The sequence below is a fragment of the Vibrio sp. 2304 genome (genome assembly GCF_033339475.1).
Lineage (GTDB): Bacteria > Pseudomonadota > Gammaproteobacteria > Enterobacterales > Vibrionaceae > Vibrio > Vibrio alginolyticus.
This window is the reverse complement of the sequence record NZ_JAWOUQ010000001.1, coordinates 741,853-768,436: the sequence shown is the minus strand read 5'-3', so window position 1 is coordinate 768,436 and position 26,584 is coordinate 741,853. Positions and strand designations below refer to the sequence as shown.

At 43.9% G+C, this 26,584-nt stretch carries 26 protein-coding genes and 1 pseudogene; 11 read left to right on the top strand and 16 right to left on the bottom strand.

Going from position 1 to position 26,584, the window contains the following annotated elements; translation table 11 throughout:
* The first annotated feature begins 14 nt into the window (after window positions 1-14).
* The gene (locus tag R7P64_RS03485; protein WP_318123170.1) at window positions 15-3,041 is read left to right on the top strand and encodes a DUF6701 domain-containing protein; all 3,027 of its coding nucleotides are present in this window, start codon (window positions 15-17) and stop codon (window positions 3,039-3,041) included.
* A 64-nt stretch (window positions 3,042-3,105) separates the two neighbouring features.
* Here R7P64_RS03485 and R7P64_RS03480 read toward each other — a convergent pair whose 3' ends face one another.
* The 4 genes from R7P64_RS03480 to pcp all read right to left on the bottom strand — a co-directional run bounded on the left by R7P64_RS03480 (window position 3,106) and on the right by pcp (window position 6,719).
* Window positions 3,106-4,398 (bottom strand): DEAD/DEAH box helicase, encoded by a 1,293-nt coding sequence (locus tag R7P64_RS03480; protein WP_025768979.1) that lies wholly within the window; start codon window positions 4,396-4,398, stop codon window positions 3,106-3,108.
* A 170-nt stretch (window positions 4,399-4,568) separates the two neighbouring features.
* Window positions 4,569-5,555 (bottom strand): CobW family GTP-binding protein, encoded by a 987-nt coding sequence (locus R7P64_RS03475; protein WP_104980800.1) that lies wholly within the window; start codon window positions 5,553-5,555, stop codon window positions 4,569-4,571.
* Between the two features lie 63 nt (window positions 5,556-5,618).
* Window positions 5,619-5,882, bottom strand: a complete 264-nt coding sequence (locus tag R7P64_RS03470) for a hypothetical protein (protein ID WP_005375648.1) — start codon at window positions 5,880-5,882, stop codon at window positions 5,619-5,621.
* 198 nt (window positions 5,883-6,080) lie between these two features.
* The gene (gene pcp, locus R7P64_RS03465; protein ID WP_053350641.1) at window positions 6,081-6,719 is read right to left on the bottom strand and encodes a pyroglutamyl-peptidase I; all 639 of its coding nucleotides are present in this window, start codon (window positions 6,717-6,719) and stop codon (window positions 6,081-6,083) included.
* Between the two features lie 288 nt (window positions 6,720-7,007).
* Between pcp and R7P64_RS03460 the strand changes: the two genes are divergently transcribed.
* From R7P64_RS03460 to trpB, 4 genes and pseudogenes are all read left to right on the top strand, one after another.
* Complete coding sequence (locus R7P64_RS03460; RefSeq protein WP_005375646.1) at window positions 7,008-7,256, top strand: hypothetical protein; 249 nt, start codon at window positions 7,008-7,010, stop codon at window positions 7,254-7,256.
* 306 nt (window positions 7,257-7,562) lie between these two features.
* Window positions 7,563-7,775 carry a cold-shock protein gene (locus R7P64_RS03455; protein WP_005375644.1) on the top strand — a complete coding sequence of 71 codons (213 nt, stop codon included), beginning with the start codon at window positions 7,563-7,565 and terminating at the stop codon, window positions 7,773-7,775.
* Between the two features lie 359 nt (window positions 7,776-8,134).
* Window positions 8,135-8,443 (top strand): annotated as a pseudogene (locus R7P64_RS03450) (S1 RNA-binding domain-containing protein); the annotation flags it as partial.
* A 400-nt stretch (window positions 8,444-8,843) separates the two neighbouring features.
* Window positions 8,844-10,067, top strand: coding sequence for a tryptophan synthase subunit beta (gene trpB / locus R7P64_RS03445; protein WP_258480921.1), 1,224 nt, complete (start codon window positions 8,844-8,846; stop codon window positions 10,065-10,067).
* Window positions 10,068-10,198: 131 nt separating this feature from the next.
* Here the strand turns inward: trpB and R7P64_RS03440 are convergent, their stop codons facing one another.
* Complete coding sequence (locus R7P64_RS03440) at window positions 10,199-11,656, bottom strand: DUF3360 domain-containing protein (RefSeq protein WP_005375642.1); 1,458 nt, start codon at window positions 11,654-11,656, stop codon at window positions 10,199-10,201.
* A 410-nt stretch (window positions 11,657-12,066) separates the two neighbouring features.
* Between R7P64_RS03440 and R7P64_RS03435 the strand changes: the two genes are divergently transcribed.
* A complete protein-coding gene (locus R7P64_RS03435; RefSeq protein WP_005375544.1) occupies window positions 12,067-12,483 on the top strand; it encodes a VF530 family DNA-binding protein in 417 nt (138 codons plus the stop codon).
* Between the two features lie 151 nt (window positions 12,484-12,634).
* On the opposite strand, the gene R7P64_RS03430 is transcribed toward R7P64_RS03435, so the two are convergent.
* Both R7P64_RS03430 and R7P64_RS03425 read right to left on the bottom strand, forming a co-directional pair.
* Window positions 12,635-13,885: a DEAD/DEAH box helicase gene (locus R7P64_RS03430; RefSeq protein WP_213903698.1), complete on the bottom strand. Its 1,251-nt coding sequence runs from the start codon at window positions 13,883-13,885 to the stop codon at window positions 12,635-12,637.
* A gap of 329 nt (window positions 13,886-14,214) precedes the next feature.
* Window positions 14,215-15,009, bottom strand: coding sequence for an AraC family transcriptional regulator (locus R7P64_RS03425; RefSeq protein ID WP_005389423.1), 795 nt, complete (start codon window positions 15,007-15,009; stop codon window positions 14,215-14,217).
* A gap of 122 nt (window positions 15,010-15,131) precedes the next feature.
* Here R7P64_RS03425 and R7P64_RS03420 point away from each other — a divergent pair, with 122 nt between their 5' ends.
* Window positions 15,132-15,938, top strand: a complete 807-nt coding sequence (locus R7P64_RS03420; RefSeq protein WP_017635743.1) for a sulfite exporter TauE/SafE family protein — start codon at window positions 15,132-15,134, stop codon at window positions 15,936-15,938.
* A 123-nt stretch (window positions 15,939-16,061) separates the two neighbouring features.
* Here the strand turns inward: R7P64_RS03420 and R7P64_RS03415 are convergent, their stop codons facing one another.
* The 3 genes from R7P64_RS03415 to R7P64_RS03405 all read right to left on the bottom strand — a co-directional run bounded on the left by R7P64_RS03415 (window position 16,062) and on the right by R7P64_RS03405 (window position 18,695).
* Complete coding sequence (locus R7P64_RS03415; protein WP_213972828.1) at window positions 16,062-17,081, bottom strand: alpha/beta hydrolase family protein; 1,020 nt, start codon at window positions 17,079-17,081, stop codon at window positions 16,062-16,064.
* 281 nt (window positions 17,082-17,362) lie between these two features.
* Window positions 17,363-17,989 (bottom strand): LysE/ArgO family amino acid transporter, encoded by a 627-nt coding sequence (locus R7P64_RS03410; protein ID WP_053350632.1) that lies wholly within the window; start codon window positions 17,987-17,989, stop codon window positions 17,363-17,365.
* A gap of 1 nt (window position 17,990) precedes the next feature.
* Window positions 17,991-18,695 carry a B3/4 domain-containing protein gene (locus R7P64_RS03405; protein ID WP_285386060.1) on the bottom strand — a complete coding sequence of 235 codons (705 nt, stop codon included), beginning with the start codon at window positions 18,693-18,695 and terminating at the stop codon, window positions 17,991-17,993.
* 45 nt (window positions 18,696-18,740) lie between these two features.
* On the opposite strand from R7P64_RS03405, the gene R7P64_RS03400 reads away from it, so the two are divergent.
* Window positions 18,741-19,343 carry a helix-turn-helix domain-containing protein gene (locus R7P64_RS03400; protein WP_262652963.1) on the top strand — a complete coding sequence of 201 codons (603 nt, stop codon included), beginning with the start codon at window positions 18,741-18,743 and terminating at the stop codon, window positions 19,341-19,343.
* Between the two features lie 306 nt (window positions 19,344-19,649).
* Here the strand turns inward: R7P64_RS03400 and R7P64_RS03395 are convergent, their stop codons facing one another.
* Window positions 19,650-21,008: a PLP-dependent aminotransferase family protein gene (locus tag R7P64_RS03395; RefSeq protein ID WP_285386058.1), complete on the bottom strand. Its 1,359-nt coding sequence runs from the start codon at window positions 21,006-21,008 to the stop codon at window positions 19,650-19,652.
* Window positions 21,009-21,169: 161 nt separating this feature from the next.
* On the opposite strand from R7P64_RS03395, the gene R7P64_RS03390 reads away from it, so the two are divergent.
* Window positions 21,170-21,778: a LysE family translocator gene (locus R7P64_RS03390; protein WP_005389411.1), complete on the top strand. Its 609-nt coding sequence runs from the start codon at window positions 21,170-21,172 to the stop codon at window positions 21,776-21,778.
* A 169-nt stretch (window positions 21,779-21,947) separates the two neighbouring features.
* Here R7P64_RS03390 and R7P64_RS03385 read toward each other — a convergent pair whose 3' ends face one another.
* Entirely contained in the window at window positions 21,948-22,193 is a 246-nt protein-coding gene (locus R7P64_RS03385; protein WP_318123167.1) for a hypothetical protein, read from the bottom strand.
* Between the two features lie 40 nt (window positions 22,194-22,233).
* Window positions 22,234-22,449: a DUF3820 family protein gene (locus R7P64_RS03380; RefSeq protein ID WP_005375557.1), complete on the bottom strand. Its 216-nt coding sequence runs from the start codon at window positions 22,447-22,449 to the stop codon at window positions 22,234-22,236.
* 143 nt (window positions 22,450-22,592) lie between these two features.
* Between R7P64_RS03380 and R7P64_RS03375 the strand changes: the two genes are divergently transcribed.
* Window positions 22,593-22,901, top strand: a complete 309-nt coding sequence (locus R7P64_RS03375; RefSeq protein WP_080276966.1) for a cysteine-rich CWC family protein — start codon at window positions 22,593-22,595, stop codon at window positions 22,899-22,901.
* Between the two features lie 38 nt (window positions 22,902-22,939).
* Here R7P64_RS03375 and R7P64_RS03370 read toward each other — a convergent pair whose 3' ends face one another.
* Entirely contained in the window at window positions 22,940-23,284 is a 345-nt protein-coding gene (locus R7P64_RS03370) for a HopJ type III effector protein (protein ID WP_005375560.1), read from the bottom strand.
* 199 nt (window positions 23,285-23,483) lie between these two features.
* On the opposite strand from R7P64_RS03370, the gene R7P64_RS03365 reads away from it, so the two are divergent.
* Window positions 23,484-25,253, top strand: coding sequence for a choice-of-anchor I family protein (locus tag R7P64_RS03365; protein ID WP_318123165.1), 1,770 nt, complete (start codon window positions 23,484-23,486; stop codon window positions 25,251-25,253).
* 71 nt (window positions 25,254-25,324) lie between these two features.
* Here the strand turns inward: R7P64_RS03365 and R7P64_RS03360 are convergent, their stop codons facing one another.
* Window positions 25,325-25,663, bottom strand: a complete 339-nt coding sequence (locus tag R7P64_RS03360; protein ID WP_104976512.1) for a 4a-hydroxytetrahydrobiopterin dehydratase — start codon at window positions 25,661-25,663, stop codon at window positions 25,325-25,327.
* Entirely contained in the window at window positions 25,653-26,447 is a 795-nt protein-coding gene (phhA, locus tag R7P64_RS03355) for a phenylalanine 4-monooxygenase (protein WP_053350625.1), read from the bottom strand. Before phhA ends, R7P64_RS03360 begins: the two co-directional genes overlap by 11 nt.
* Window positions 26,448-26,584 lie beyond the last annotated feature (137 nt).

Sequence of the window (26,584 nt, the reverse complement as noted above, 5' to 3'; positions counted from 1 at the left end):
CATTAGGACATTTGATGATGCGTCTTTGCAGTATTTTCGCTGCGGTTCTTGTTTTACCGCTAGCCTCACACGCCAACACCTATGACGTAAAAGATCTATCTGAGTTAGGTCAACTTTGCTCACACAAGAGTTTTAGTATCGAAAGCGATGGCACGACTTATCGCTGTACAGGGAAACTAGTCCTACCCGCTGGTGATAAAATTGTCTCCTCATTACCGGAAAAAGAGATAACATTAAAAGCAGATTATGGCATTGTGTTAGAGGGGAATAATACAATTGGTGAACCCAATAAACGTATCTCTCTGCACGCCCTCGCTACCGGATTAACGGTTAACAATGAGAAAGCATCAAACCTCGACGATTACCAAAACAAACACACTGTCATTTATGGTGATCTTCTATCGGCATACCCAACAAAGCTTCATAACATTCTCATAGACGGGAATATTAAGCTAACAGGTTCGACACTTAACATTGATGGAATGTACAACACCATTATTGGTGATATTTCGACACACAGCACGACCAATATATTTAATACAAACATCTGTGGTAAGGTCGAATCACAAGGCGAAACACTACACCTAAAAACAAACCATCCTTTACAAGACCATTTTGTCGTCGGTGATGTTTCTGCGCACAACTCTCTGATTATAAAAGATATGTCGATCTATGGTACGGCTGAATCTGTAGGATCGTCAGCTACATTAAATGGCTCATTCTATAGTTCCACCGCAGCAATTAAATACTTCCAAACATTGAACTTCAACAACGCTCCAAATCAGCCTAGTCAAGTTTGTGGTGAAATCCAACAAACGCCAGGAAGTGCACAAACGAAAGCACAAGACAACAAATACACGCAATACTGTGGATTGGGCGAGGCTGATTGTCACTACTCTTCCCAAGTCTGTCCAATCACCCCTCAAGATGTTCCGAATTGCAGCATGCAGCCTCCATCGGAGAACGACTTAAACCTCAGCGTCACACCATCGGACGACATGGCACTGATGTGCGGCGACGATCTTCCGCAATTTACAGCAACAACAACCAATAATGGAGAAGTTGTAAGCGCAGAAGTCAGTGCTGTCCTATCACACCCTGACTTGTTCACTTTAGAGGTGGTTAAAGGTCAGCAGACATTAGGAGCCAACCAATTTATATCTGACGAGAATGGTGAACTTGTTGTTCGAGTGGTTCCGAATAATATTGATACGATCTCGTTAGATACCAACTACACACTAACTTTCACTATGGCGAAAGACACGAGCAAGCATCAAACTGTTCGCTTTATGTTTACGCCATTTATGTTTGAGGCCTACTCAAAGACAAAAAGCACCACTTTAAATGAAATACGCGTTATTGCAGGTAAGCCAGAAAACGTGCATACGCGATTACTTGCTTGTGCCACCACCGGCGAACCTGTAGTAGCAAGCAACTACAATGGTACGCCTAAAGTTTTTCATCCATTGGTTCAACCATTAGGAGGAAGTGAAGGAAACTTTAGCTATTCAGCAGAATTTGAAGATGGCTTGTCTGAACATGGTCTTATCACGAACGAGTCCGGCATATTTGAAGTGACACTGTCCGATCATTTTGAATGTGAGGGATTTGAAGAGTGCCCTGAAGAAGGCAAAGTGGAAGTGAAAGGAACATTTAATGTGTACTCGCGACCATGGACACTGGCTATCTGTGACAACCAACGTGCTTTGCCTTCTGGCACCTCTGAACAAGGAGATGGGTTTATTGCCGCCGGAGAACTTTTCTCTCTAACAGTGAAGCCGATCATTTGGCAACCTGACGGCTCTGTAAGTGGTTCTGTTGAATCAGCACGCTATTGTGATGCCTCTATCACCCGTAATTTTATGCTTGATGACGCTCCAGCAGCATCCGTTGTCTTGTCGAGTGAGCAACATACGCCATCAGAGACAGCGAACCAAACCTCAAAATTGCTAAAAAGTAGTGACTCACTGGCTCAGGCGCATAATTCAGCCAAGAATGATCAATTCGTCTTTAATGGATTATATTGGGAAGAAGTCGGGAGCTTGAGAGTAAAAGCAAACCTAGAAAGTAAATATCTAGGTATGACTGTGAACGAAGGCTATCGTTACGTTGGTCGTTTTTACCCAAAATATTTTCAAGTGCAAGACCAAGAATGGCACTACCCACATGGCCAAACTTTTGCTTACATGAATCAACCTTTTGAGAAAGTCACTTACGATGTTGTCGCACTCAATGCGAATAAGGAAAACGTGAAGAATTACGTCCACTTTTCGTCTAACCTTCAACAACATTTCGATTTAGGCGAGCTAAGCTCATACTCCGATCGGTTTTTGCCGCCTAAGCCTAAGAAGGTAGACTGGAAACTACTGGGTAGCGCGAGTGTTGGAACGTTTGTTATAGAGAAGCCCTCGACCAATGCGACTTGTAACAATAGCCCATGCTGGAAAAAGAACACGACAGATAAGCAATATCCTGATGGTCCATTCAATACCGAGACTAATAGTGATATCAGCCAAATAGGTTTAGTCTCAGTAAAAGCCGTTGATGAGGTAAACTTCTTCGACGATAGCGAAGTGCTCACAAAACAACCAGACATTCGATTCGGTCGTTTGAACTTTCAAGATGTAGGTGGCAACCAAGGCATGGTGATCAAAGTGCCACTTGCTGTAGAAACTTGGCAAAACGGTCGATTTATGACTAACTTCGATGACAGCTCAACAACGGCGAATGGTGAATATTACTTCAGCACGCCAATTTGGTCGAATGCGCCTGCAAACAACGCCATGCTTTCTGGAGTTGGGACAATGCATGTTGGCAGGATGACCGATATCGTTGCAAGCCAAATTGACTCAGCACGCGAGCAAATACAATTCCACCTGGATTTAGACGGCTCAGGTAATCGCATCCCTTGGCTGAAATACGATTGGGATAACACGACAAGTGAAGAGGAAAATCCACCTGTTACAGTTACGTTTGGTATTCACCGAGGAAACGATCGCATTATTTATCGTGGTGAGCCAAATATGCTTGGCCTAAATTAACGCGAAACGACAAAACAAAAAAAGCCCCTCAATTGAGGGGCTCTTTTCACACAGACTGTGTAATTTACTTTGCGCCACGACGCGCTTTCAGGCGCTTCACCATAGCAAGACGACGCTCTGCCGACCCTTGGTCTGTTGCCGACTGGTTCGGATTATTACGACGACCTTGACGATTCTTGAATGCTGGTTTTGAGTGCAGCTTTTCAATGTAAGATTCACGCTGTTTTGGTTCATAGCCTGCAAGCTCAATACGGCGAATTCGCTGCTGGATTAGATTTTCAACCTGAACAACCGTGAGCTCTTCATCTCGGTTTACAAATGAAACAGCATGGCCTTGTTTACCTGCACGGCCTGTACGACCAATTCGGTGAACGTAATCTTCCGCTAGGAAAGGCATGTCATAGTTCACAACGTGAGGTAAATCTTCAATATCTAGACCTCGAGCAGCGACATCGGTAGCCACCATGACACGTGCTTTACCGGACTTGAACTCTTCTAACGCACGACGACGAGCACTTTGAGCTCTGTCACCATGACAAACCACCGCTTTGATACCATCAAGTTTCAGCTCTTTTACAACGTCGTTTGCGGTCTCTTTGTAGTTCACAAATACCAGCACTTGTTTCCAGTTCTTACGACCAATCAGCTCCGAAAGCAGTTCCGTTTTTCGCTCTTGATCAACTGGATATAACACGTGAGCAACTGTCTGTGCTGTCGTATTCGCTCGCTCAACTTCAATACGCTTAGGCTTACGCAGGATATCTTTTGCTAGCAGATTTAGTTGGCTCGAAGTCGTTGCAGAAAACATCATAATTTGCGGATCAGTATCCACATCCAGCATGATCTTACGTACTGCGTGAATAAAGCCCATGTCCAAGATACGGTCTGCTTCATCAAACACTAAAAACTCTAAGTGTGCGACCGAGACATTACCTTGTTCAATGTGCTCTTCCAATCGACCAGGTGTAGCCACTAGGATATCTACACCGTTTTCTAATGCCGTTACTTGAGAAGACATTTTACGGCCACCGAAAATCGCAGCCACCGACAGGTTCGTGTACTTCGTGTAAGCTTTGATGTTGTCAGCAATTTGTTCAGCAAGCTCACGAGTTGGAGCCAAGATAAGTGCGCGAGCAGTCTTACGAGAAGCGCTACGGTTACTGTCTAGCAACTGCTGAATCATAGGCAGAGAAAACGCAGCCGTTTTACCAGTACCTGTTTGTGCTGTAGCGAAAATATCATGGCCTTTGCGAGCCATTGGAATCGCCTTCTGTTGAATTGGCGTTAACTTTTCATAACCGCATTCTGCCAGTGCTTTAACCACTTCTGGCGCAAAACCTTGAGATGAAAATGACATTGAGCGTATTCCTTAAACAAACCACTAAAAATAGCTTTAAAAATTTAGCCGTGCACTATACCCGAATTTGAGTGATTTATCTCACTTTTCTCATTGAAATCCTACAAAAGAAAAAACGGTGAGCACAGATATATTAGTGGTTCACCGTTTTCGTTTAACCTTTGCGCGATTTAATGTTTGATGCCAGATAACTGAAGGAGAATTCGCTCAAGCTCATCCCATGGCAACAGCTGAGAATCTATCACTTCTAATCGTGATTCAAAGCCTTCTAAGCTGATTTCATTCACCGACACGACTCGGTTGGCAACATTAAACGCGTAACAACCTTGATCCGTATTGACCACTGCTTTAACACGCTCTGCGGTCAAGTCCGACAGCATAGAGAAAAGCTTTTCAAAATCAAACTTATACTCTGCCCCAAACAACCACCCACAACTAAAATAACCCTGCCCTTTGTTCTCTTTGCGCACAAAGGCTTCACCAGGCGCCAACTGGAATTGAGGCTCTTGGTGAGCGTGGTCATGATGATGTGACTCGATATGGGAAGAAGCGCTGCCGTAAACCCGCTCAATATCCAAGACTTCTATCGGCAACTCACCGTCATGAATAAGCTTACTGAATACTTTTGAAGGGGATTGGTCCGTCACCCAGTCATTAAACACATCAAGGTCGTGGCTGGAACATAGGTCAACCTTACTACCAATAACCACATCTGCACTGTTTAACTGGTCCACGAAGTTTTGGTTAGAAAGATACTTTTCATCACTTAAGTTACGCGGATCAACCAAGGCAATCGTCGCTTTAAGATCAACGTAAGGTTCATACTGCTGTGAGGTAAGCGTCGCGATAACCTGTTTTGGATGACCAAGGCCTGTCGGCTCAATCAATAAACGGTCCGGTTTTTGACGCAATAATGCGGTGATACCTACCGACATCGGCACACCCGCAGTGCAGCACATACAACCACCCGGCACTTCTTTAATCAACGCGCCTTGGTCGGTCATCAATGCACCGTCGATGCCAATCTCACCAAATTCATTGACCAAAACCGCCCAGTTTTCTTTTTCCGGTTTGTTCTTCAGTAGATTTAAAATCGTGGTCGTTTTACCGACACCCAAAAATCCGGTCAGTATGTTGGTTGGTACTCGATTTGACATGCTTATCTCCGACACGTTAGTGCATTAATGCTCCAGCAAAGTATACGGAGAATGTGACTCGCTTCAACGCTTTTTATCGCACGCATCAAGCTCATTGCGTGATGCGTTGGAACACATTTTTCGAGCTTGTTTGGGTTGACTTATCAACTCTGAACGCTTCATATCAGACAGGTATCTACTGGTATAAATAACGCAAGTAAAAAACGCGATAATAGCGACTACGATGGGAAGAACTCCGAGCGTGTTTTCGAATTTAAGCGCAGCAATAGCCAACGCGAAAACAACGACAGAGATAAGTGCGATTGACTTACTTTTGTTGCTTTTCATAATAACTCGCCTTTCGTAAAGTTAGCCCCCTAACACCTCCTGTACTAGAGGAATGTCAGTTTGAACAACATCCAACCTGACTATTCAATGCTACTCCTTTCGCTACTTGTGAAATTTGACAAAGCTAACATTTACTACAACATCAAACGACGAGCTTATTATTATCTTTCAGATACTTACTGGGTTTTAAAACACTTACTAGCAAATCGTTCCACCGCTTACCAGGATATCGCTATCATTGGCAATACAAACTTGCGCCACCAGCCTCAGCCCTTCGACTATCATGTCCAAAGACATAGAAGGCTGACTGCCATTTGCTGCTTGTTCTGGCAATAATGGAATATGAACAAACCCGTGACGAATCGGATTGTCTATCAAGTAATGTTGGATCCCATAAAAGAGATGGTTACATACAAATGTTCCAGCACTGTTGGAAATCTGGCTAGGTATACCCTGCGTTTGCAACGTTTGCACAACACGCTTTATCGGTAGTGTCGAGAAGTAAGCATCAGGACCATCGGCCACCACGGGTTCATCAATCGGCTGATGACCAGCGTTATCTGGAATACGAAAATCATCGACATTAATTGCGACACGCTCTGGGGTTATCGCGCTACGCCCGGCCGCTTGCCCTACAGTAATCACACAGTCTGGCTGGTGCGCTTCTATTGCTTCAATAACGACTTTCACCGAGTCATATCGAACTACGGGGACTGGGCAAGTAACTATCACACCGCCTTTTATGGCCGCAGCCTCTAATTGCTTGACCGCTTCTAAGGCGGGGTTAATGGCGTCACCACCAAAAGGTTCAAAACCGGTAATCAGGACTTTCTTCATAACAGCCTTTAGGAAAAGAGTTTTACAAATTATTGCACTCCCCTTCACCCCATCCAATAGCAAAAGTATTGTTGACATAAGCCAGACAACATTGTGTGACTCATGTCTAACCAGAGAGTGTTTTCTGCCTCATTGAATCTAGGCAAGTTCCGGACTATCGAGACTAACTATCGATGATTAGTGGCAGGACGAGGCTCTATCATTACATGACTCGCGCAGAAACTTGGTTTCCACGCTTAACTTAGGTAGAGTACGCGACCGCAATGCAATTCGAAGAGATTGAATACAATGAATATTGATAACCATGTAATCGAAACGATTGAAGAGTTAGAGGCATTTCTGCATTTAGTAGAAAGCGGCGCTCTTGGCCTTGAAGGTGTCACTGGCGTTGCGCTAGCCACCTCTAATACCGATGGTCGTCCATTTGTTGCCGTATTAGGAGAAAAGCACCAATTGCTCCTTGGCCGCTGGGTTTCGCAGCACGTATATGACAATGGTAAAGACATCGTTCGTAACGGCCCAACCAGAAAACACTAAGCGCTCGACGCCACCTATAACATCACGCCGTCTTATACACCAAGCGTATGCTTTGAAAGCAATGCGCTTGGCGTACTCAAAAAATAAAAAAGAAAAGGCTAGCCTTTATTAATTTTGTCGGTATACTGCACATCAGCTCTTACGGAAAGAGCTATTAATGTAATTAAAGATCAAAGTTTCTCTCAGTTCCACATCGAATTCCTCGTTTACGTTCCTGCGACAAAATAGTTATCTCTAAAATCATATAGTAGCACTTGATATTAGCTAAAAATTCAATATTTAAAACAATCAAATATAGAGGTATCTATGTCTAATAAATTAACTGGTTCAGTAAAATGGTTCAACGAAACTAAAGGTTTTGGTTTTATTTCTCAAGACAATGGCGGTGATGACGTATTCGTTCACTTCCGTTCTATTGTTTCTGAAGGCTTCAAAACTCTTACTGAAGGCCAAAAAGTATCGTTCGTTGTTGAACAAGGTAACAAAGGTTTACAAGCAGCTGAAGTAACTGCACTGTAATTCTTTGTGTGGCATCAATGTTGTTGGTGCCACAACCCCCTTCCACTTGTTACTGCCCTTACTATTCTCTATCTAAGTTTATATAGCCAAATCACTTACCTCTCCCACACCATCATTAATCACTTTCAATAAAGTCACTTTGGTATACATCTTTAGGTAATCACACAACCTACCTTGCAATTCCAGTTTGGAATTAAATTAATCTCATTCATATCTGAATCACTTCGCCTCATGCTTTGCTCATAAAAATAAAGTTTATAAAATAAAAGCGATTGGCGAATATAAGAGAAAAAATGAAATTAAATATATCTGCTCAATCAATAAATTCTAATAACTACGAGCACATAATCCCTAGCTGAGAGATTGAGTTTGCACTGAAATGTCATTACATGAAGCCATTTATCGGACAACACTTCATAGGGACAGCGTCTGGATTCACACACTTCGGAGCATTTGTTGAGTTAGAGGAAAACCGAATCGAAGGTCTCATTCCTTTATCAAATTTCCAAAATGGTGAGTTCGAATTTGATGCAGTCAAACAAAAAATTTCCAGCCAGAGCGCCACGTTTACTTTAGGGAGCAAAGTGCACGTGTTGGTTAAAGACACCGATTCGAAAAAAAGAAAGATCATGTTCAACTTAAAAGATGCGGAACACGCGGTAGGTTAACCTGTTTTAGGTTACTTTCTAATCCATTAATCAAAAATAAAAAATAAGCTTTTAATACCGCAATTAACTTGTGACATTTCGCTGACATCGACTCATTCTAAAACCCTAATATCTGACAAAGGAAACGAATCTAATTTTTGTTTCCAGACACCATCGCAGAGTGTATTTCCAGCACTCTGTTTGCCTCGAGAGGTTCTTATGACAGCCTAGGATCTCTCGAGGCTTTTTTGCACCTATTCAAACCACCTGATTCTACATCCCAACTATTATCCCCTACCCAAGCTGTACTTTTTAACTAGTTCACTAGATCGACAATTGTTATTTAAGCAACTGATCACACAACCTCTTCCAAATTTTGGGTATAAAAGTATCAATACTTTCGTTAACTAGGATGTAAATAATGAAAAACTCGTTTGATCTCACTATGCCCAACGAAGAAGGATACTTTGGTGAATACGGTGGTAGCTTTGTTCCACTTGAGCTTGAACAAATCATGCATGACATCAACGCAGCTTATGAGGAATGCAGCAAAGATCCTGAATTTAAAGCGGAACTCGTTCGCCTGTATAAGCACTTTGTTGGACGACCTAGCCCAATCTTCCATGCGGAAAACTTGTCTAAAAAATACGGAGCAGACATCTACCTAAAGCGCGAAGACTTAAACCATACAGGCGCACATAAAATTAACCACTGCTTAGGGGAAGCCATTCTCGCTAAAAAGATGGGTAAGAAGAAACTGATTGCTGAAACTGGCGCAGGGCAACACGGTGTTGCGCTTGCTACAGCCGCGGCATTGGTTGGCTTGAAATGCGATATTTACATGGGTGAAGTTGATATCGCCAAAGAGCATCCGAATGTCGTCCGCATGAGAATCCTTGGTGCTAATGTCATTCCTGCCACTCATGGGCGCAAGACTCTCAAAGAAGCGGTAGATTCTGCATTCGAAGCTTATCTGAAAGATCCTGATACACAACTTTATGCGATAGGCTCTGTCGTTGGCCCTCACCCATTCCCTAAAATGGTGAGAGATTTCCAATCAATTATCGGTAACGAAGCACGAGTTCAATTCAAAGAAATGACCGGCAAGTTACCCAATAATCTCGTCGCATGCGTTGGAGGTGGTTCTAACGCGATGGGGCTATTTACTGCTTTCTTAGAGGATGAACAAGTCGCCATTCACGGCGTTGAACCTGCGGGCCGCTCTTTGCAAAAGGTTGGCGAGCATGCTGCAACACTCACACTCGGTGAGCCAGGTATCATGCACGGATTTAAGTCTTACATGCTTAAAGATGCACAAGGTGAACCTCAGGAAGTGTACTCTGTAGCAAGTGGCTTGGATTACCCATCGGTTGGACCTCAGCATAGTTACTTAAAAGACATTGGCCGTGTCAATTACAGCTCAATCACCGATGACGAAGCGATTGATGCATTCTTTGAGCTGTCTCGTGAAGAGGGAATAATTCCTGCTATTGAATCCTCACACGCTGTCGCTTACGCAATTAAACTCGCGCAGCAAGGAGAAACCGGCTCGATTTTGATCAACTTATCAGGCCGTGGTGACAAAGACATTGATTTTGTCGTTGAACACTACGGCGCAAAATACGGCATTGAATCACTCATATAGCCTAACTCCGTAGCCTAACCCTACATGCAAAAAGCTACCAGGTACTAGGTAGCTTTTTGTTTTTGTCTACTATTTTAAGAAGCAAGTCCCTTTACTCACTGTTCTCACTATACCTTTAGAGCATAATTCGATTAACCGATAAGAGCTGGAATGCCTGGAAGCTGACCAACAATAGCAAGGGAGCCTGCACAAACGATAAACGCAGTGCCAGGAATCAGATATTTATCTTTGCGCGATAGTTCGTTAGCACGCTCATGGTCGCCGATAAGCCCGAGGTTATCCAACAGCATCGTGATTGCCCAACCGAAGACTGGATTAACGAATGCACAGGCAAAAATACAGATACCTGCACTGAGTGAATCTTTATGCTTATGGATCATCTGCATACCCGCTTCTAAAAGTGGTAAGAATACACCGACAATCAAAGCAACACGCAGAACAGGCTCCCACATTGCTAGATCCATTGGGTAGCCAATTACCGCCGCCGCAATACACATGAAACCCGTTAACAGTGCGCCACCTGGAATAGGACGTTTGGCAATTGCGGCAGGAATCATGTACGTTCCCCAAGAAGAAGCTAGGTTTCCGCCCCCTAAGAGTGAACCAACCCCCTGACGAACAGATGCTCCGACCATCGTGTCATCGACATCCATGAGTACACCTTTCGCTTCTTTTGGGTAGTTAAGTTCTTGAAACACACGATGGCCGAGATAATCAGGGGACCACATAGCGACTGCCAGTAGAGCAAATGGAGTCACGGCAATAAAGTGCTCTAGGGTTGGCCAGCCTAGCTGCCAGCCTGTATCTTCCCCCCACCAGTAGAATGGACTGAAATTAGGCAGGCCCGGCTCTGTGGTAAAAGCAAACTCAGCGCCCATCAAATAAGCAACAATACCCGCGAGTGCAGAGCACAATGGGATAGCGAGCCAACGTTTATTGATCTTGGCTAAGTAAGCGTAAACCATAACGGTTAGGCCTATGACCACAAACGAAATGTAACCTTGGTCCGTACTTGCAGCCCACGCTTCCGTCTTATTAATTTGCCCGAGCAACCCAACAGCACCAAGGTAGATCAACAACCCTCCTCGAACCCCGATACCAGTCAGAGTCATGAGTTTAGAGCCACCTTTGGTTAAAGCGAGAATTAAACCAAAAACACATACCATCAAACCTAGCGCGAGAGGGTGCCCTCCTGCAGCTGCGATCATAGGAATCAGCGGTATCATTGGGCCATGGGTTCCCGCTAAGTTTGCATTCGGGTTTAGGATGGCAGAAAACAAGATGACGAACAGGGCTCCAGCGATAAGTAATTCGTAACGCACGTTTTCTGCAATGAATTCCGGAGATAAACCAAACTGAGCAGCAAAAGCGGAAACCATGGCAGTGACCATAACCACTTTACCAATGGTTGCTGCTAATGCAGGTACCCAGTCTTCGATTTCAATACTGTAATCACGTGAGGGCAAATGAATTCCCCAGCGACGGAAACTCATGACGGTTAAATCATGATTTAGAAAGTCTTCTCGGTTTTCAAATTCATGCGGTTTTTTGCGCACATCCCTGTAAAAAGTCTTACTTTTGTCAGACATTGAGTCATCCTTTTATGTTTCAACGTTGAACTACGTCAACTAGAGTTTCGCTTGGTAGACAGACCAATACGAGACAACACCCACATCAAACATCGAGGCCACACCAAGAAAGTGGTATGGCTAATTTTTGATTTGAACCTATTAAGCATGTATTGCTATCGGTAGGAATATTAGACATTAGTAAAAGAACAACAAAAATCTCACTTATTACACAATAATTCAACATCGAACTGGGACGCTTGAACTTTTAAGAGTCATTTTTGAGCAGAGAGCCAAGTAGAGCGGCCAATTCCGATTTATACTTTCAAGGTAGAGAGCACTGTGCTCGCATCCATCGCAAAGTAACTATAGATATCTCTGCATTGTATACTTTGTTAAACTCCGCCCTTTAATGAGTAAGGCCCTTAAAAATGATGACTGACGAAGAGAGAATCGAGCTGCAACAGAACAATCCACTGCACGGGTTAAAGCTAGAGACTATGTTGCAAGAGTTAGTAGATTTTTACGGCTGGGACATTCTAGATACAGCAATGCGTTTTAATTGCTTTAACACTAAGCCTTCGATTGCAAGTAGCGTGAAGTATTTAAAGAAAACCGAATGGGCGAGAGAAAAATTAGAAAACTTTTACCTTTATCGCTTTAAGCGTATGCCACGCGCGAGCGAAGAAGAATACAACTTACCACCAAGAGCTCGTACCTTCCCTCATGGCCTTGAACCTAAAGAGCCAATGCCGCTAACCGTTGACTCTATTCTTAAGTCACAAGCTAAAGCAGCGTCTGCATTTAAAAAGCGTTCACCTCGCGGACGCCCTGCTCGTCGCCAATAACACTATCTTGAAAAGCAATAGAGCCCTACTGGTAGCTCCAGCAGGGCTCTATTGTTCTTTAAAGGAATGGCTAGAAGCGAAGACTCAAGCTAGTGAGCATTCCCTTTCTCCAGCAACTCCCGTAAGTAAACTCACATGTAGTTTACGTTTTCTATTGATTACGCTTTTTCTTCTTTTTACCCGTACCTGCTGGCTTCGCTCGCGGCTTCATTGGTAAAAAGTAGGCTTCACTCTGATCGTCTTCCACTTCAAAACCGACTACGTGCTCGCGTTCAAGTTGGAACTTATTTTTCTTTTCTATCACTTTGAAATGGTGGTAGTCGTCGTAATCGATAAGAGATAATCCTAAACCTACTTCACCAGCACGACCACTACGACCGATTCGATGCATATAATCAGCAGGGCTACGCGGAAGATCGAAGTTAATCACCACTGGAAGTTTTTCAATATCAAGGCCGCGTGCTGCGATATCGGTGGCAATAAGAACTTGAATCTCGCCAGACTTAAAACCGTCAAGGACACGAGTACGAGCGCCCTGCCCTTTATCACCATGGAAAACTTCAGCGGTAATACCGCGTTTTGACAGCTTTTGAGCTAAATGGTTACAGGCATTCTTAGCATTCACAAAAATCAAAGTCTGTCGCCACTGATGCTGTTTGATTAAGTGCGCGAGTACCGCCGTCTTCTCACCTTTATTTACACTAAACACGCGCTGCACCAAAGTGCTGGCTTCTGCGCTCTGCAACTGAACTTCAACAGGGTCGCGGAGCAACTGCTGAGCCAGCGTCGTGACTTTATCAGGGAAAGTAGCAGAAAATAACAGCGTCTGTTTCTTCTCTGGTAGTAACGCAAGAATCTTATTCAGTTCTTCGGTAAATCCGAGGCTCAACATTCGGTCGGCTTCGTCAAGAACAAGCGTTTTTACTTGGTCCAACTTAATCGCGTTACTGGATACCAGATCAAGTAATCGACCCGGCGTTGCAACAATGATGTCACAGCCACCACGAAGCGCCAGCATTTGTGGGTTCACCGATACACCACCAAATACGGCAACCGTTTTGATCTTATCTCTGAGATGGTATGAGTAAGATTTGACGTTATATGCCACCTGTGATGCCAACTCACGAGTTGGTACTAAAATCAGGTGGGAAACGAAGTTGCCACGGCGATTGTTTGATTCGTCTTGCTGAACAATTTTTTGCAAGATTGGCAGCGAAAAAGCAGCGGTTTTACCAGACCCCGTATTGGCACCACCAATAATATCTTTCCCTTCAAGGATATCAGGAATAGAACGGGATTGAATGGGCGTCGGTTGGCTGTATTCCAACGCTTCTAGTCGCTCGACTAATGTTGGAATCAGGCCAAGATCGGCAAATGTCGCTTGCTGTGTTTTATCTGTCATTACGATGAGTGGCTCAGTGCTAGTAAAGGCCGTGTATCTTATGCTATTTCGCGTCTGGATGTTAGAAATAATGGCCCAAACAGAAGATTGGTGAAAGAAGCACTATAGGGTTCAGGAATTTCCTTTCACTAACATGAGTTAATGGTTTCCGTAACCAATACTCTACGACCAAGATGGTAGCGTTCGCGACGAATCTATTGTCCACTTCGAAATTGATTTCAGCTCATTCGGGCAGAAAGAAGCTAGAAGCACTTGCTTATGTTGCGTGAGTAAATGAATGTAAACCTCAGTACATAAAAACGAACCTAATTTAGGTAAGCTCTTGGCAACTATATGCCACGACTCGAAAAGTAACGCGTGGGTGAATCGCCATAGACCCGACGAAACATCGCAATAAAGTTACTGGGCGTCGAATAACCTAAAGCATGTGCAATATCTCCCACCGATTCCCCTCGAGCTATCATTTCTAATGAATGTATTAGCAGTACTTGTTGCCGCCATTCACTAAAACTCATGTTTAACTCACTTCGAATCAATCGTCTTAACGTCCGAGATGAGACTGCCCCGATATTGGCCCAATGCTCCACAGAATGCTTGCTGTTTGGGTCTATTAAAATTGCTTGAGTAACTTTTTGCAGTCTCGGATCTCTGGGCAGTGGGATGTGGAGTGACTCATGAGGGCTATTGACGATTTCATCGGATATTACGGCGAGAATACGTAAAGACTGTATGGATAGATCGTCTGTTTTGCTCCATATCGATGCTCTAACCGATAGGGCTTTCAACACATCGCTCATTTGGATAACACAAGGTCTCATTGGAAACCGCTCACAACTCTCTGGAGTAAACAGTAATGAACGACCTTTCAGAGAACCACAAAAATAAACACTGTGCATCGCACCCGGGGGGATCCAACCAGCTCGGTGAGGTGGTAGTATCCACGTTCCTTCATCGGTTTTTACCTGTATTAGCCCTTCATCTATACACAGTAACTGGCCTCGATGATGACTGTGCCAATTATGTGGCCGTTGATCCAAATGGTTGAAGTCGCTCCTTTCATGCTGCCACTCCTTAGCGATCAGTGCGGCGCCATTTTTCCATTCGCTGTAATCAGAGTTTGTCACTTTATTTACTCAATTCCATTTTGGCCATTATTCATTATTTTCTGTCCTCTTAACGTTACCATAGCAAGTTAGCGTTCGAGTAACATTTTAGCAACGATCATTTTATCGAAGGCAGAACCATCATGAACGAACCTATCTTTATTATCTATTACATTACAGCAGGCTTGGGCATTGGCTTTCTCGCTGGACTCGTTGGTGTGGGTGGTGGTGGAATGGCCGTCCCTATTTTTGCGTTTCTATTTTCACTACAGGGAATAGCTGATACGGAAGTAGTGCATCTTGCGTTAGGGACATCAATGGCTTCGATGATTATTACAACATTGGGCAGCATGCGCGCTCACTACAAAAAAGAGAATGTAGACTCGACAATGGTAGGAAAAATGTTGAGCGGAGTTCTAGTCGGAACATTTTGCGCCACATTCGTAGCATCGTATCTACAAGGAGTCTATCTGGCAGGCTTTTTCAGCGTATTCATGTTGTATGTTGCTTATAAGATGTTTCTCAACACTGAAAATGAGTACAATCCGAACCCACATGGGGCTATCGGTAATATCACTGTAGGCTCGGTGATTGGCTCTGTATCAGCACTTGTCTCTATAAGCGGTGCGGGGTTGATCATCCCCTATCTTGTCCAGCAAAATTTTGAGGTAAAACGTGCTATTGGTACCTCTGCTGCGATAGGTTTCCCTATCGCGCTGTCAGGAAGCCTCGGTTACATGTTAAACGGATGGGGAAACACAGATTGGAACAACTTAGTATTAGGATACATATACCTTCCTGCAATGCTCAGCTTCTCCATTAGTAGCTACTTAACTACTAGCCTCGGCGTGCGTTGTGCAGAGTATTTCCCAAATAAAGTTCTTAAGAAAATCGTTGGTATTTTGTGTGTTCTTCTAAGTTTCAAAATGTTGGTACAAGTACTTAGTTAGAGCAAATAACACGGTCACTAGTAGGCCTTGCACTATGGTGAAAGGATAAGCCTGCAAAAACTTACTTCTCGCTTTGCTGGTCCAAGCACACAATGTGTAAGAAAGCTCCTCATTGTTGCACTCTTATGGCTTTGTTAACCTGGCCAGAATTACATCCAAAATGTGCTGATGATTGTCCTTTCTGGAAACCTCGTCACGCTCCTGGCAAAGTGCTTCCTCCCCTTCTGATGCGAGAATTTTAATGCCACGCTCAGTACATTCTGCGAACGCACTAAACTGACTCGCACTAGGAATCTCTTGAAACGTCACATTGGGAAGATCAACAAGTGATTCGGCTGGTGTCAGTGCGGGATGTAGCCGATCAGAAAGCGTCACCACGGTGATAGCATTGTTCATCAAGGCCAGAGTTTCAGGGACAAAAGTTTTCGTTAGCTCAGGGTTGATAACGACGACCGATTTCAGTTTGTTTTCAGACTGAAATCGGGGGAATTTTTGATCCGGGATGCTGGTAATATCAACGTTATTTTCACGTAACCAATGACAGTCTACATTGGTGGCGTTGTGACACGATGTTCGATATTTCTCCGGGCTTATTTGCGCTCCGGAGAGCATCAGCATAGATGTGCCGCCCAGAAAAAAGCCGACCCCCTGCACTGCATCAGTATCTACGCCTCCGGACAGTATCCCGACTGAACTTAATTCGTTCAGCCCAAGCATCAAATCACTGGTTCTGAATGTGATTTCATCAACAGCCATTTCTGCATTGATTTCGTTCGGTGCAGGAGGCTTTGGTACCACAACGACATAACCTTGTTGCGCCAGGCTCGAGGCTATCCAACCACTGTGGGAAAACGCTGACCGTGTTCCGCCCTGCGACAAAAGCACAACGGGAAATTTTCCACTTGCTAAAGGGGCATCTAACTGCGTTTCGACTGATTTAAAAATGTTCCCCCTACCAAACGTGAAATTGTTTTTTTCGTTCGTTGTGGGATACCAATAATAGACTTCTACTGGCTTATCTCTGTCTTCACTGAATCCCGTTTTGATTGTTAGCGCAGAATGGTATTTCGGCTCATTCGTACTGGCGCTGGCACTGACACACAATGTAGCGAGTAGAAACGACATTATTATTTTGGTTTTCATTTTTCCCTCAGCCGGTCAACACATTATTCTGCACGGCATCTAGAAAAATAACGCGCAGGAGATTCTCCATATATTTTGCGAAACATAGCAATAAAGTTACTTGGAGTCGAGTAACCCAAAGCAAGTGCCTACTTTGAACTGCGCCAGCACTCTCTTGGACAGAAATGATTTAGAGCATTTACTTAAATTAGCAAAATACGAATAACTTCTGGTATGGAAAATCTGTGTCCAATCTGGCAGGAGCAGTTTAGTTATTGGAAATGCAGCTTTATCGAGACGTTCTATATGTATTGGCTTAACAGAGGTGTTGCGAGCTTCAATGCAATACCAAACATGATGCATGAAATCGCAGAATCTAAAATTCTCCATGTTCTTGGCTTACTAAAAAGTGGGATCAACTTGTTAGCCAAATACACTAATCCATAAAACCAGATCCCTGATGCAATCAGTGCCCCTATAACAAACAATAGTTTTTCATCAGGTTCCATTTGAGCAGTCACACCACCAAGGATCACCACCGTATCCAGATAGACATGTGGATTTAAAAAAGTGATAGCCATCGCCATTAAAACGACTTTTAACCAACTCTGGGCAATGTCCGAATTTTCCAACTCTAGGTGACTTGAACCATTCCATGCTGATTTTGCAGATTGGTAGCCATACCAGAAAAGAAATACTACGCCGCCAAGAGTCAAAAGGTCTTTCCATAATGGTGCTTTATAGAGCAGTGTCCCTATACCAAGTACACCAGTACTGATCAGTAGAATGTCTCCAAGAAAGCAGATAGTGGCAACGGACAGTGCGTATTGCTTTTTTAATCCGCACTTTAATAGAAACGCATTTTGGCTACCGATTGCGACAATCAAACTTCCAGAAACAACGGCACCCGTTAACAAAGTATTTATCACATCAAACCTCAATGGATTTTGAAGCAAACACCAACGATTGCTCTATCACTGAATCAGACATGATCACTTGCAAGTGTTTAATCATTTCTTGCCCCGCCTCCTGCAAGCGTTCGAGTGGCATTTCAGGCAAGCTTTCTAGAATAAACCACATGTTACGTGTGTCAGATTCAATTCGGGTTCTGACACCCTGCCTCCAGTTCCAACGACGACAAGTAACGCCTACTTCATCGCGCCAAATTACTTCCCCAACATCAGGGTTTTCAATTGAAGCCTCACCATTTTTCATGGTGTCAAAGGATTCAGAGCCATCTGCGATAGTGAGTGTTGGCGTTCCTTGATAACTGTCCATATCTTCACCACCTACGGGTATGGCGTATCGAATACTGATGGCATTATAAATATCCACAATAGGGTCAATGCTCTGCATTCCTCCATCTTTCAATACTCGTTTTCGCAGTGCAGCAGCCGAGCAAGGGGTTCGATTTGGTTTAGCGCCAAATAGACGAAAAACGTCTCCCCACGCATTGATGTGTGATTCTGCCCATGGATAGTCGTTCTCAATGACGGAAGTACATGCTTCTTGCAGAACCCGTTTTGCATACTCTTGGCTCTGAACTTCCGTTCCTTTAACGGATATGCTCAATGCTTTGAACTCTGGTGCAATCTGGGAAATTCGAGCATCGATTGACGGCACTACAACAACCATTAGATAATTCCTTCAGTGATTCATTTTCATGCAAGATACATTACAATGACCAAAAAAGTCAATATATCGACCAATAGTGGCACTGATGCTGATTTCATTAATCAAGCGGTAGCCGCAAGGATCAAGGAACATCGAAAAAGGCTCAAGTTGTCACTGGATGCCCTGTCAAAAAGAGCAGGGATAAGTAAAGGCATGTTAGTAGAAGTAGAGAAAGGGGCAGCTAACCCTAGCATTTCGACGTTGTGTAAACTGTCTGCTGCCCTTGGGATTTCGGTTGCCGATATTGTGAATGTTGCGAGTAATCCAACAGTCAACATCATTGATAAAGAGGACATTCCAACGCTTTGGACTGGCGAGCACGGTGGTAGCGCAAAACTTCTGGCGGGAACAAGCGGCCCAGATATGATTGAGTTGTGGCGCTGGAATATGAAACCATCAGAAGTTTTTGAATCAGCAGGTCATCCACAAGGCACGTTTGAACTTTTTCATGTTGAGTCTGGAATACTCACTTTGAATATTGATGGGAAAGCCATAGAACTGCATGAAGGTCAGTCCGCTATAGCTAAAACGGATGTCCCTCACAGCTACTCAAACCAAGCAGATTCGGATTTAGTTTTCACTATGAGCGTTGCTGAGTTACATCGATAAGCCCACTCATTTAGAGGCGAGTTCAAATAAGATTTATTAAGGCAAAGCCATACTCACAATAGATGGATTAGTACTAGCCCCAAGTAACAATGGGGCACTTTTGCGTTGGAAAGTACTCAACATAAAGGTTCTCGACAAAGATGAATCAACTCGATGCTGCCCAAAAGACGTCCAAGCGAGTTTCAGATTTCAAGTAACTTTTGAGACTTTGAGCACAACTTCGAGCACTTTATGTATATCGGTGTGTTCAATCCTAATAGAGCATTGAATAGTTATATATTGAGCAATCCATGTGAACTATGAAACTTAAGTTAACCGCTTGATTTGCTCTCTTACGATATCTAAAGCTGATTGCAATTGTAATCGGCTTAATGGACCTGCAAGTGATATCCTCACTGCTGCCGGCACTTCATACCGACCCACAGCAAACATTTCCGCTTCCCTCACTCTGACACCATGTTTCAACAACGACTGGTTAAAGTGATACCCTGTTAATGGCTCAGGCAAAGGTAGCCACACATTGTAACCAGGAACACCAATCTGGATTTCGGGAAATACTGCCTTCCAGATCCGATGACGTGCACTGAGTTCCATCGCTATCTCTCTGTCCACGGCTTGCATAGCTCCGCTAGTTAACCAACGACAAACAAGGTCGATTATCAAAGGGCTAACATACATACAACTGACTCGTAGCGCACGTTGCAGTAAATCTTTGAACGACAAAGGCAGAATGATGAAACCCAGCCGCAATCCACCTGCAAAGTACTTAGAAAAACTGCCCACGTATAAGGTAATATCTGGAGCGATAGCAACTAAGGGACTCTTTCGATGAGACGGTGGGCAGTAGAGAACATCGTCCTCAATAATCAACACATTGTAACGACGACATATCTCTATGATTTTTAGTCTTCGGCTATCCGTTAACTGAGCTCCGGTCGGGTTCTGTATTCCCGGCGTAAGATAAAGCAGCTTTGGGCGATGCCTCTTACAGTGTAAAGCCAGATCTTCTGGATCTAATCCATGTTCATCGACTTTTACTGGCACTAGCTTTCGTTCGGATTGCTGACATGCATAGATGAACTCTGGATAACACAGCCCTTCAGCAAGAATTGTATCTTTAGGGCGGCTTAGAGATTGAATAATCAACGATATCCCGTGTTGCCCTCCATGAGTCCACACTAGACGCCGTGCATCAATATCGATATTGAATTTGGTCATCAGCCATTGTCGAAGAGTCTCGTTATGACCCCGAATGCCATCAGCGGAGTAGTAATCCAGCACGGCTGCCTGCGCAATTTCCTCGTGTGATAGCTCTTTCAACGCATTCGCAAGAAATTTCGGCTGCGATAATAGCAAAGGTCGGCAACGTGCCAGATCAATGCCTTTTTCTTCCAATACCGGATGATAAAAGTGGTTCAGTTCAGTTTCTCTGTTACGTACATAAGTACCGCTTCCTACTTTTGGTTCCGTTAAGCCCCTCCGCTCTAGCTCCCTATATGCCCTCGTCACCGTTCCAACCGTCACACCTAAGCGATAAGATAAAATACGCTGAGGAGGTAATTTAGTGTCTGGTTCGAGTTCACCACTCTCTATCACCTCAGCAATCGCATCAGCCAGTGCCATAAACTTAGGTCCGGAACGACCCGATATATCAGGGACTAACATTGTCTCTCTCCGAAGGGGTACAATTAATTCTTGTATTCAGGATAAATAAGGCCTGACGAAAATGAAATCAAAGAATTGTCACCATGACGCATTAACTGTAGGTCTCTCTCACTTCATCCCTTTATTCTTGGCTTATCAGCACTAGTTTGAGAAGAAAAGAAATGACAACATTATGGGACCTAACTCCAGCGATGAGTTTATTTGCGTTTGTCACCGCCATAACACCCGGCCCAAATAACTTATTGCTCGCCAACTCAGGGGCACAATTTGGTATAAGGAAATCATGGCGACACCTAATTGGTATCCGTATTGGCGTAATAGGGTTAATTCTGCTTTGTGCATGTGGTGTCGGTGTTGCCCTACAGACTCATCCAAGTTGGTATCTCGCTATAAAATACATCGGTCTGGTTTACATGTTCTGGCTGATGATTAAGCTGCTATGTACCAACCCTTTCGCAGGCAAACCCACTAAAAGCAAACCAATCAACGTAACTCAGGCTACGTTGTTTCAACTGGGTAATATGAAGGCTTGGATGGCATCACTTGCTTTGGTCACAAGTTATAGTCTCCCTTCTAACTATTGGTTCTCTGTTACATTGATTACTTTCGTGTTTACGACATTCGGACTGTTTGCAAATATTACTTGGGTCTGGGTTGGTAAAAAAATTCGTATTTATCTCAATACCGTATTAAGACAGCGCGTATTCAACATCAGCCTAGCGACGATAACATTCATATCATTGTTACCAGTTTTGGGGCACTCTGCCTGAATGACAAAGAGCAGAGTTTTGTATGTATAAAATTGCCAATTATCTAAATTCGCATTTCGAGGCGTAACACACTTTGGGACAAAAAAGAGTCAGCCTAACGGTCTGGCTCTTTTGAATAAAAAAATAGTCTGGTGGGAGAACTTGTAAGGCTGTGGCAGGTTACACTCACTTACTCCTTAGGCAGGTGACCAGTTTCCTTCGCAAGCTTTTGCATCGCCTCGGCAAACGTTGTTGTCCCGCTTTTAGCTTTAACCTGTATTACCTTATATCCCAACTTTTCCAACGCTTGGCGCTCTGCCAAAACAGCTTTGTCATCTTGCTGGCTACCTTGAGCTGGCTGATGAATGTAACATCCCTCTAATTTACCATCTTCGACCAATTGGTGGTGTTTCAGTGCATCGATATCAAAATTCATAATAAGTCTTTTCATCAAGAGTGGGCGTTTCTGTAGCTAATTACATGCGCTTCAAAGGCTTCACGACACTATCTAAGCCTTCAATTTTGAGCGCTAAACATAGCTTGAGCAAATCCCCTAGCTCGCCGCTTGGCCAGCCCTTTTTATCAAACCACAGTAAGTATTCTTCAGGCAGGTCGATTAACACTCGCCCTGCATATTTCCCAAATGGCATTTGCATTCTAGCGAGTTTAATGAGGTTTTCTTTTTCTAACATAAGTGACAGAGAGTTAAGGTAACTCGCCCAAGGGTAACACTGGTTCTCCCTCCTCACCAGCAAATCGCAGTCACGTTTATTTTGGCGGCCTTGACTCGCTTTGTGCTAGAGTACGCGGCATAAAAAATGAGAACGAGAAAGCAATGAAGTCACCTTGTCGAGCAGCATGTAAAAATAACGCCGGAATATGCTCTGGTTGTCACCGGACGATGGATGAAATCATCCAATGGAAAGACAAAACCGATCTCCAACGAGATGCGATTATCGAACAAATCGCAGGAGAAGATTCAACGCACAGTTGTCCTGAGTGCGGGACTCAAGCCCATTGTGATATCGCCGCAGGCAAAGAGACATGCTGGTGCTTTACTATAGAAACCCGTGATTTACCCAAGCCAAGCGCCAACCAGCTGTGTTTGTGCCGAAAATGTCTAGAAAAAAAGCCAGTTGCGTAATACGACTGGCTTACTGATCATCGTTTTCTGACTGGTGTTTATTTAGCGGTTAAAGCGGACGCTTCAAACTTAATGCCTTCCCACCCTGTCACCATAAAATTACGAATATTCTGGTGATCGCTGTTCTCTGGATGCTGCAATACATCTTCACGATAAAAACGGCCAAAGCAGGCTAGCGTCGCTTCTTTGTCTAGGTTGTTTAGCAAACCGAAAGCGAAGATCTTACACGAACCGTTGTTCTCGCCTGCATTGTTTTGTGTCTCACCATTTACAAAAGCGGTTGGCTCAAACGTATAGTTATCTTCGATCACCGCCATCGTTGCTTCAAATTCGACCTGCTCTGGTGACGCTGCCAATAAATCTAAAAACGATTTTAATTCCATTATTCCTCTATCCCTACTTCATCATATTGATGACACATTAGTTTCATAAAAAGCCAATATAAGAGTCATCAATCATACATATATTCAGAGCCTTACCAAATCACACGTCATTCAGCGCTCTATCATTCCAGTTGCGGAAATGGACAGCAGCATAAAACCCATGCTGATTGACAACCTATCGGATTGATAAGGAGATATCATGATCACCCCTTTAAAGGCAATCGGTGCACTCGCGTTGTCATCACTTGCCATCGCGTGTTCATCACAACCCGAAGATACCGTGGCTTCATTCGCTACACAATGCAAACCTACCACTGCACCCGTTACTGGGGAAACGTCAATTCAAGGTTTAACTTTTATCGGAACATCCGTTGCTGATGCACCATTCGACACATCGGCAGCTGAAATCGTCAGTTATGACGCCTGTACAGATAAGCTCTATGTGGTTAATGCTCAAGCAAAACGTGTCGATGTAATGTCTATGGATGACAACGGCGTACCAACGCAAAGCGCATTCATTGATCTCAACAGCGCTGGCGAAGCAGCGGGCATTGAAATTGGCGCAGCAAACAGTGTCGCTGTATTCTATGGTTTGGTAGCAGTTGCGATTGAAAACAGTAATAAACAAGCGAATGGTATTGTTGGCTTGTACCGCTCCGACGATTTGTCATTAGTCACGACTTTCCCAACAGGCGCATTGCCAGACATGGTTGGCTTCTCAAAAGATGGCCGATACATCGCAACCGCTAATGAAGGAGAACCAAACAGCGATTACAGCATTGACCCTGAAGGTAGTATCACTTTGATCGATCTGAGCCTTGGTGTTACTCAAGCAGAAGTGACACAAATTGGCTTTAACGAATTTGATGGTTCACGAAAAGCAGAGCTCCCAATGAATGTGCGTATTTCGGGGCCAAACGCCACCGTCGCACAAGATCTAGAGCCTGAATACCTCACTTTTGCAGATAACGGTAAAATCTATGTCGCGCTACAAGAAAATAACGCCATGGCAATCGTCAATCCAGAGAGCAAATCGGTAGAAAAAATTGTTGGCTTAGGTGAGAAGTCTTGGTCGGGCGCTAAACTCGATGCATCCAACAAAGACAAAATCATTGGGAACTTGAAAAGCTACCCACAACTGGTTGGCTTATTTATGCCTGACGCTATCGACAGCTACTCAGTGAATGGGAGTACTTACATCGTATCTGCAAATGAAGGCGACGGGCGTGAGTACGGATTCAAAACCACTCAAGAACTGTGCGACAAAGCTGGCTTTATGTGGGATGAAGACGATTACCTCGGTACAGATGAATATACATCTGAGCAAGGAACCTGTTTAAGCCATATTGATGAAGTGCGCGGTAAGAAGCTGAAAGTAGCAGCAGAACACCCATTGGCAGAGGCACTAAAAGACAACAAACAACTCGCGCGTTTAAAAGTGATTAAGCCGGAACAAACGCTTTCTGCACAAGAGAATGTTCAATCATTTGGCGCGCGTTCATTCTCGATTTGGGATGAAAACGGCAAGTTGGTCTTCGATAGTGGTGACGATTTCGCGACTATCGCGCTGCTGAATGAAGGCAAGAACTTCAACAGCACCAACGATAACAATAATAGTGGCAATGACCGAAGTGATGATAAAGGTATTGAGCCAGAGGCGATTGAAGTAGCACAAATTAACGGTCGTCATTACGCGTTTATCGGCTTGGAGCGTCAAGGCGGTATCATGATTTATGACATCACAGACCCGAAACAAGCGCAGTTTATGCATTACGTCAACCGCCGTGATTACAATCAGCCAGTATGTACAAAAGTCGAAGATGGCGAATGCATGAACGACACATACAATCCAAAAGCAGGCGATTTAGGCCCAGAATCCATTAATTACTTTACCCGTAATGGTGGTCATTTTATCGCCGTTGGCAATGAGGTATCGGGCACGACATCCGTCTTCCGAACCAATCTATAAAGTAATGTAAAAGTCATTTAGAACCAAAACGCCCGACGTAAGCCGGGCGTTTTTTTGTATGAGGTAATGTCCTACTCTGCCGATACTAGCGCGTCACACTTTGATGCGCAGATAAAATCGTTTTTATGCAGACCTTTGATAGAGTGACTCCACCACGTTACGGTAACCTTACCCCATTCCAACAAAATAGAAGGATGGTGGAACTCATCTTCTGCCAGTTCCGCGATTTTGTTACTGAAAGCCCATGCTTGTTTGAAGTTCTTAAATTTATACACCTTTTCTAGTTGAGGTATATCTTCTCTTTCAATGATCTGCCAATCAGACAATTGCAGCAGCAGAGATTGTTGTTCTTCTTTGCTTAGTGCAATGGCATCGATACTACAAGCTTCGCATTTTTGTTCATTCAACATGAGCAGGTTCCTTTGGTTCAAAAAGTGGAGGAAGCAGTCCAGCTTCAATCGCTAGATCGGCTTGTTTCAATAAATTTAACTGACTAATTTTAAAGAGCTGAGAAAAGTCATCAATCACGTAATACTTCGGTTGCATGATGTCGATACGATAAGGCGTTCTCAGCACTGTTTGTAATTCAAATGGGTCGCGAATTGCTACATCACTCTCTAATGCGTAGAGGGTTTCGCCAGGAGATGAAAGAATACCACCACCGTAAATTTTGGTTTTGTCCCCTTCTTTCACCAAGCCAAACTCTACGGTAAACCAGTAGAGGCGAGCGAGATAGGCTCTTTGTTTTGGGGTAGCGGCTTGCCCTAGTTGACCATAATGCTCGGTAAATGCAGCAAAGTCTGGGTTGGTTAACATCGCGCAATGACCAAATATTTCGTGGAAGAAATCTGGCTCCTGTAAGTAATCGAACTCATCTCTTGTACGCAAGAATGTGGCGACTGGAAAGCGCTTATTACCGAGTAGATTAAAAAATCGGTCGAAATCAATAAGCGCGGGAACGGGCTCCACTTGCCAACCTGTTGTCTCCATCAGGACACGATTAATTTCTGGTAACTGAGGAACGCGGTCTTGAGGTAAATCAAGCAGCGTCAAACCGTGTAAATAAGCCTCACAAGCTCTGTTTTGGATCACACCCATTTGTCGTGTTACCAAATCTCGCCAAATGGCGTCTTCTTCACGGCTCCATTCAACCCTGCCTTCCTGGTTTACGGGTTTAGAACGATACTGGGTCATGGCTCATCTCCATTAACAAATCCTTTACATTAAGCCTATCTGTAGTCTTAAGAGCTTCCAATCCCTGCGCGATTTTCTCAGCATCATCCCGATGTAACATATTGTTTACAACTCATCGTAACTGCATGATTTTTATG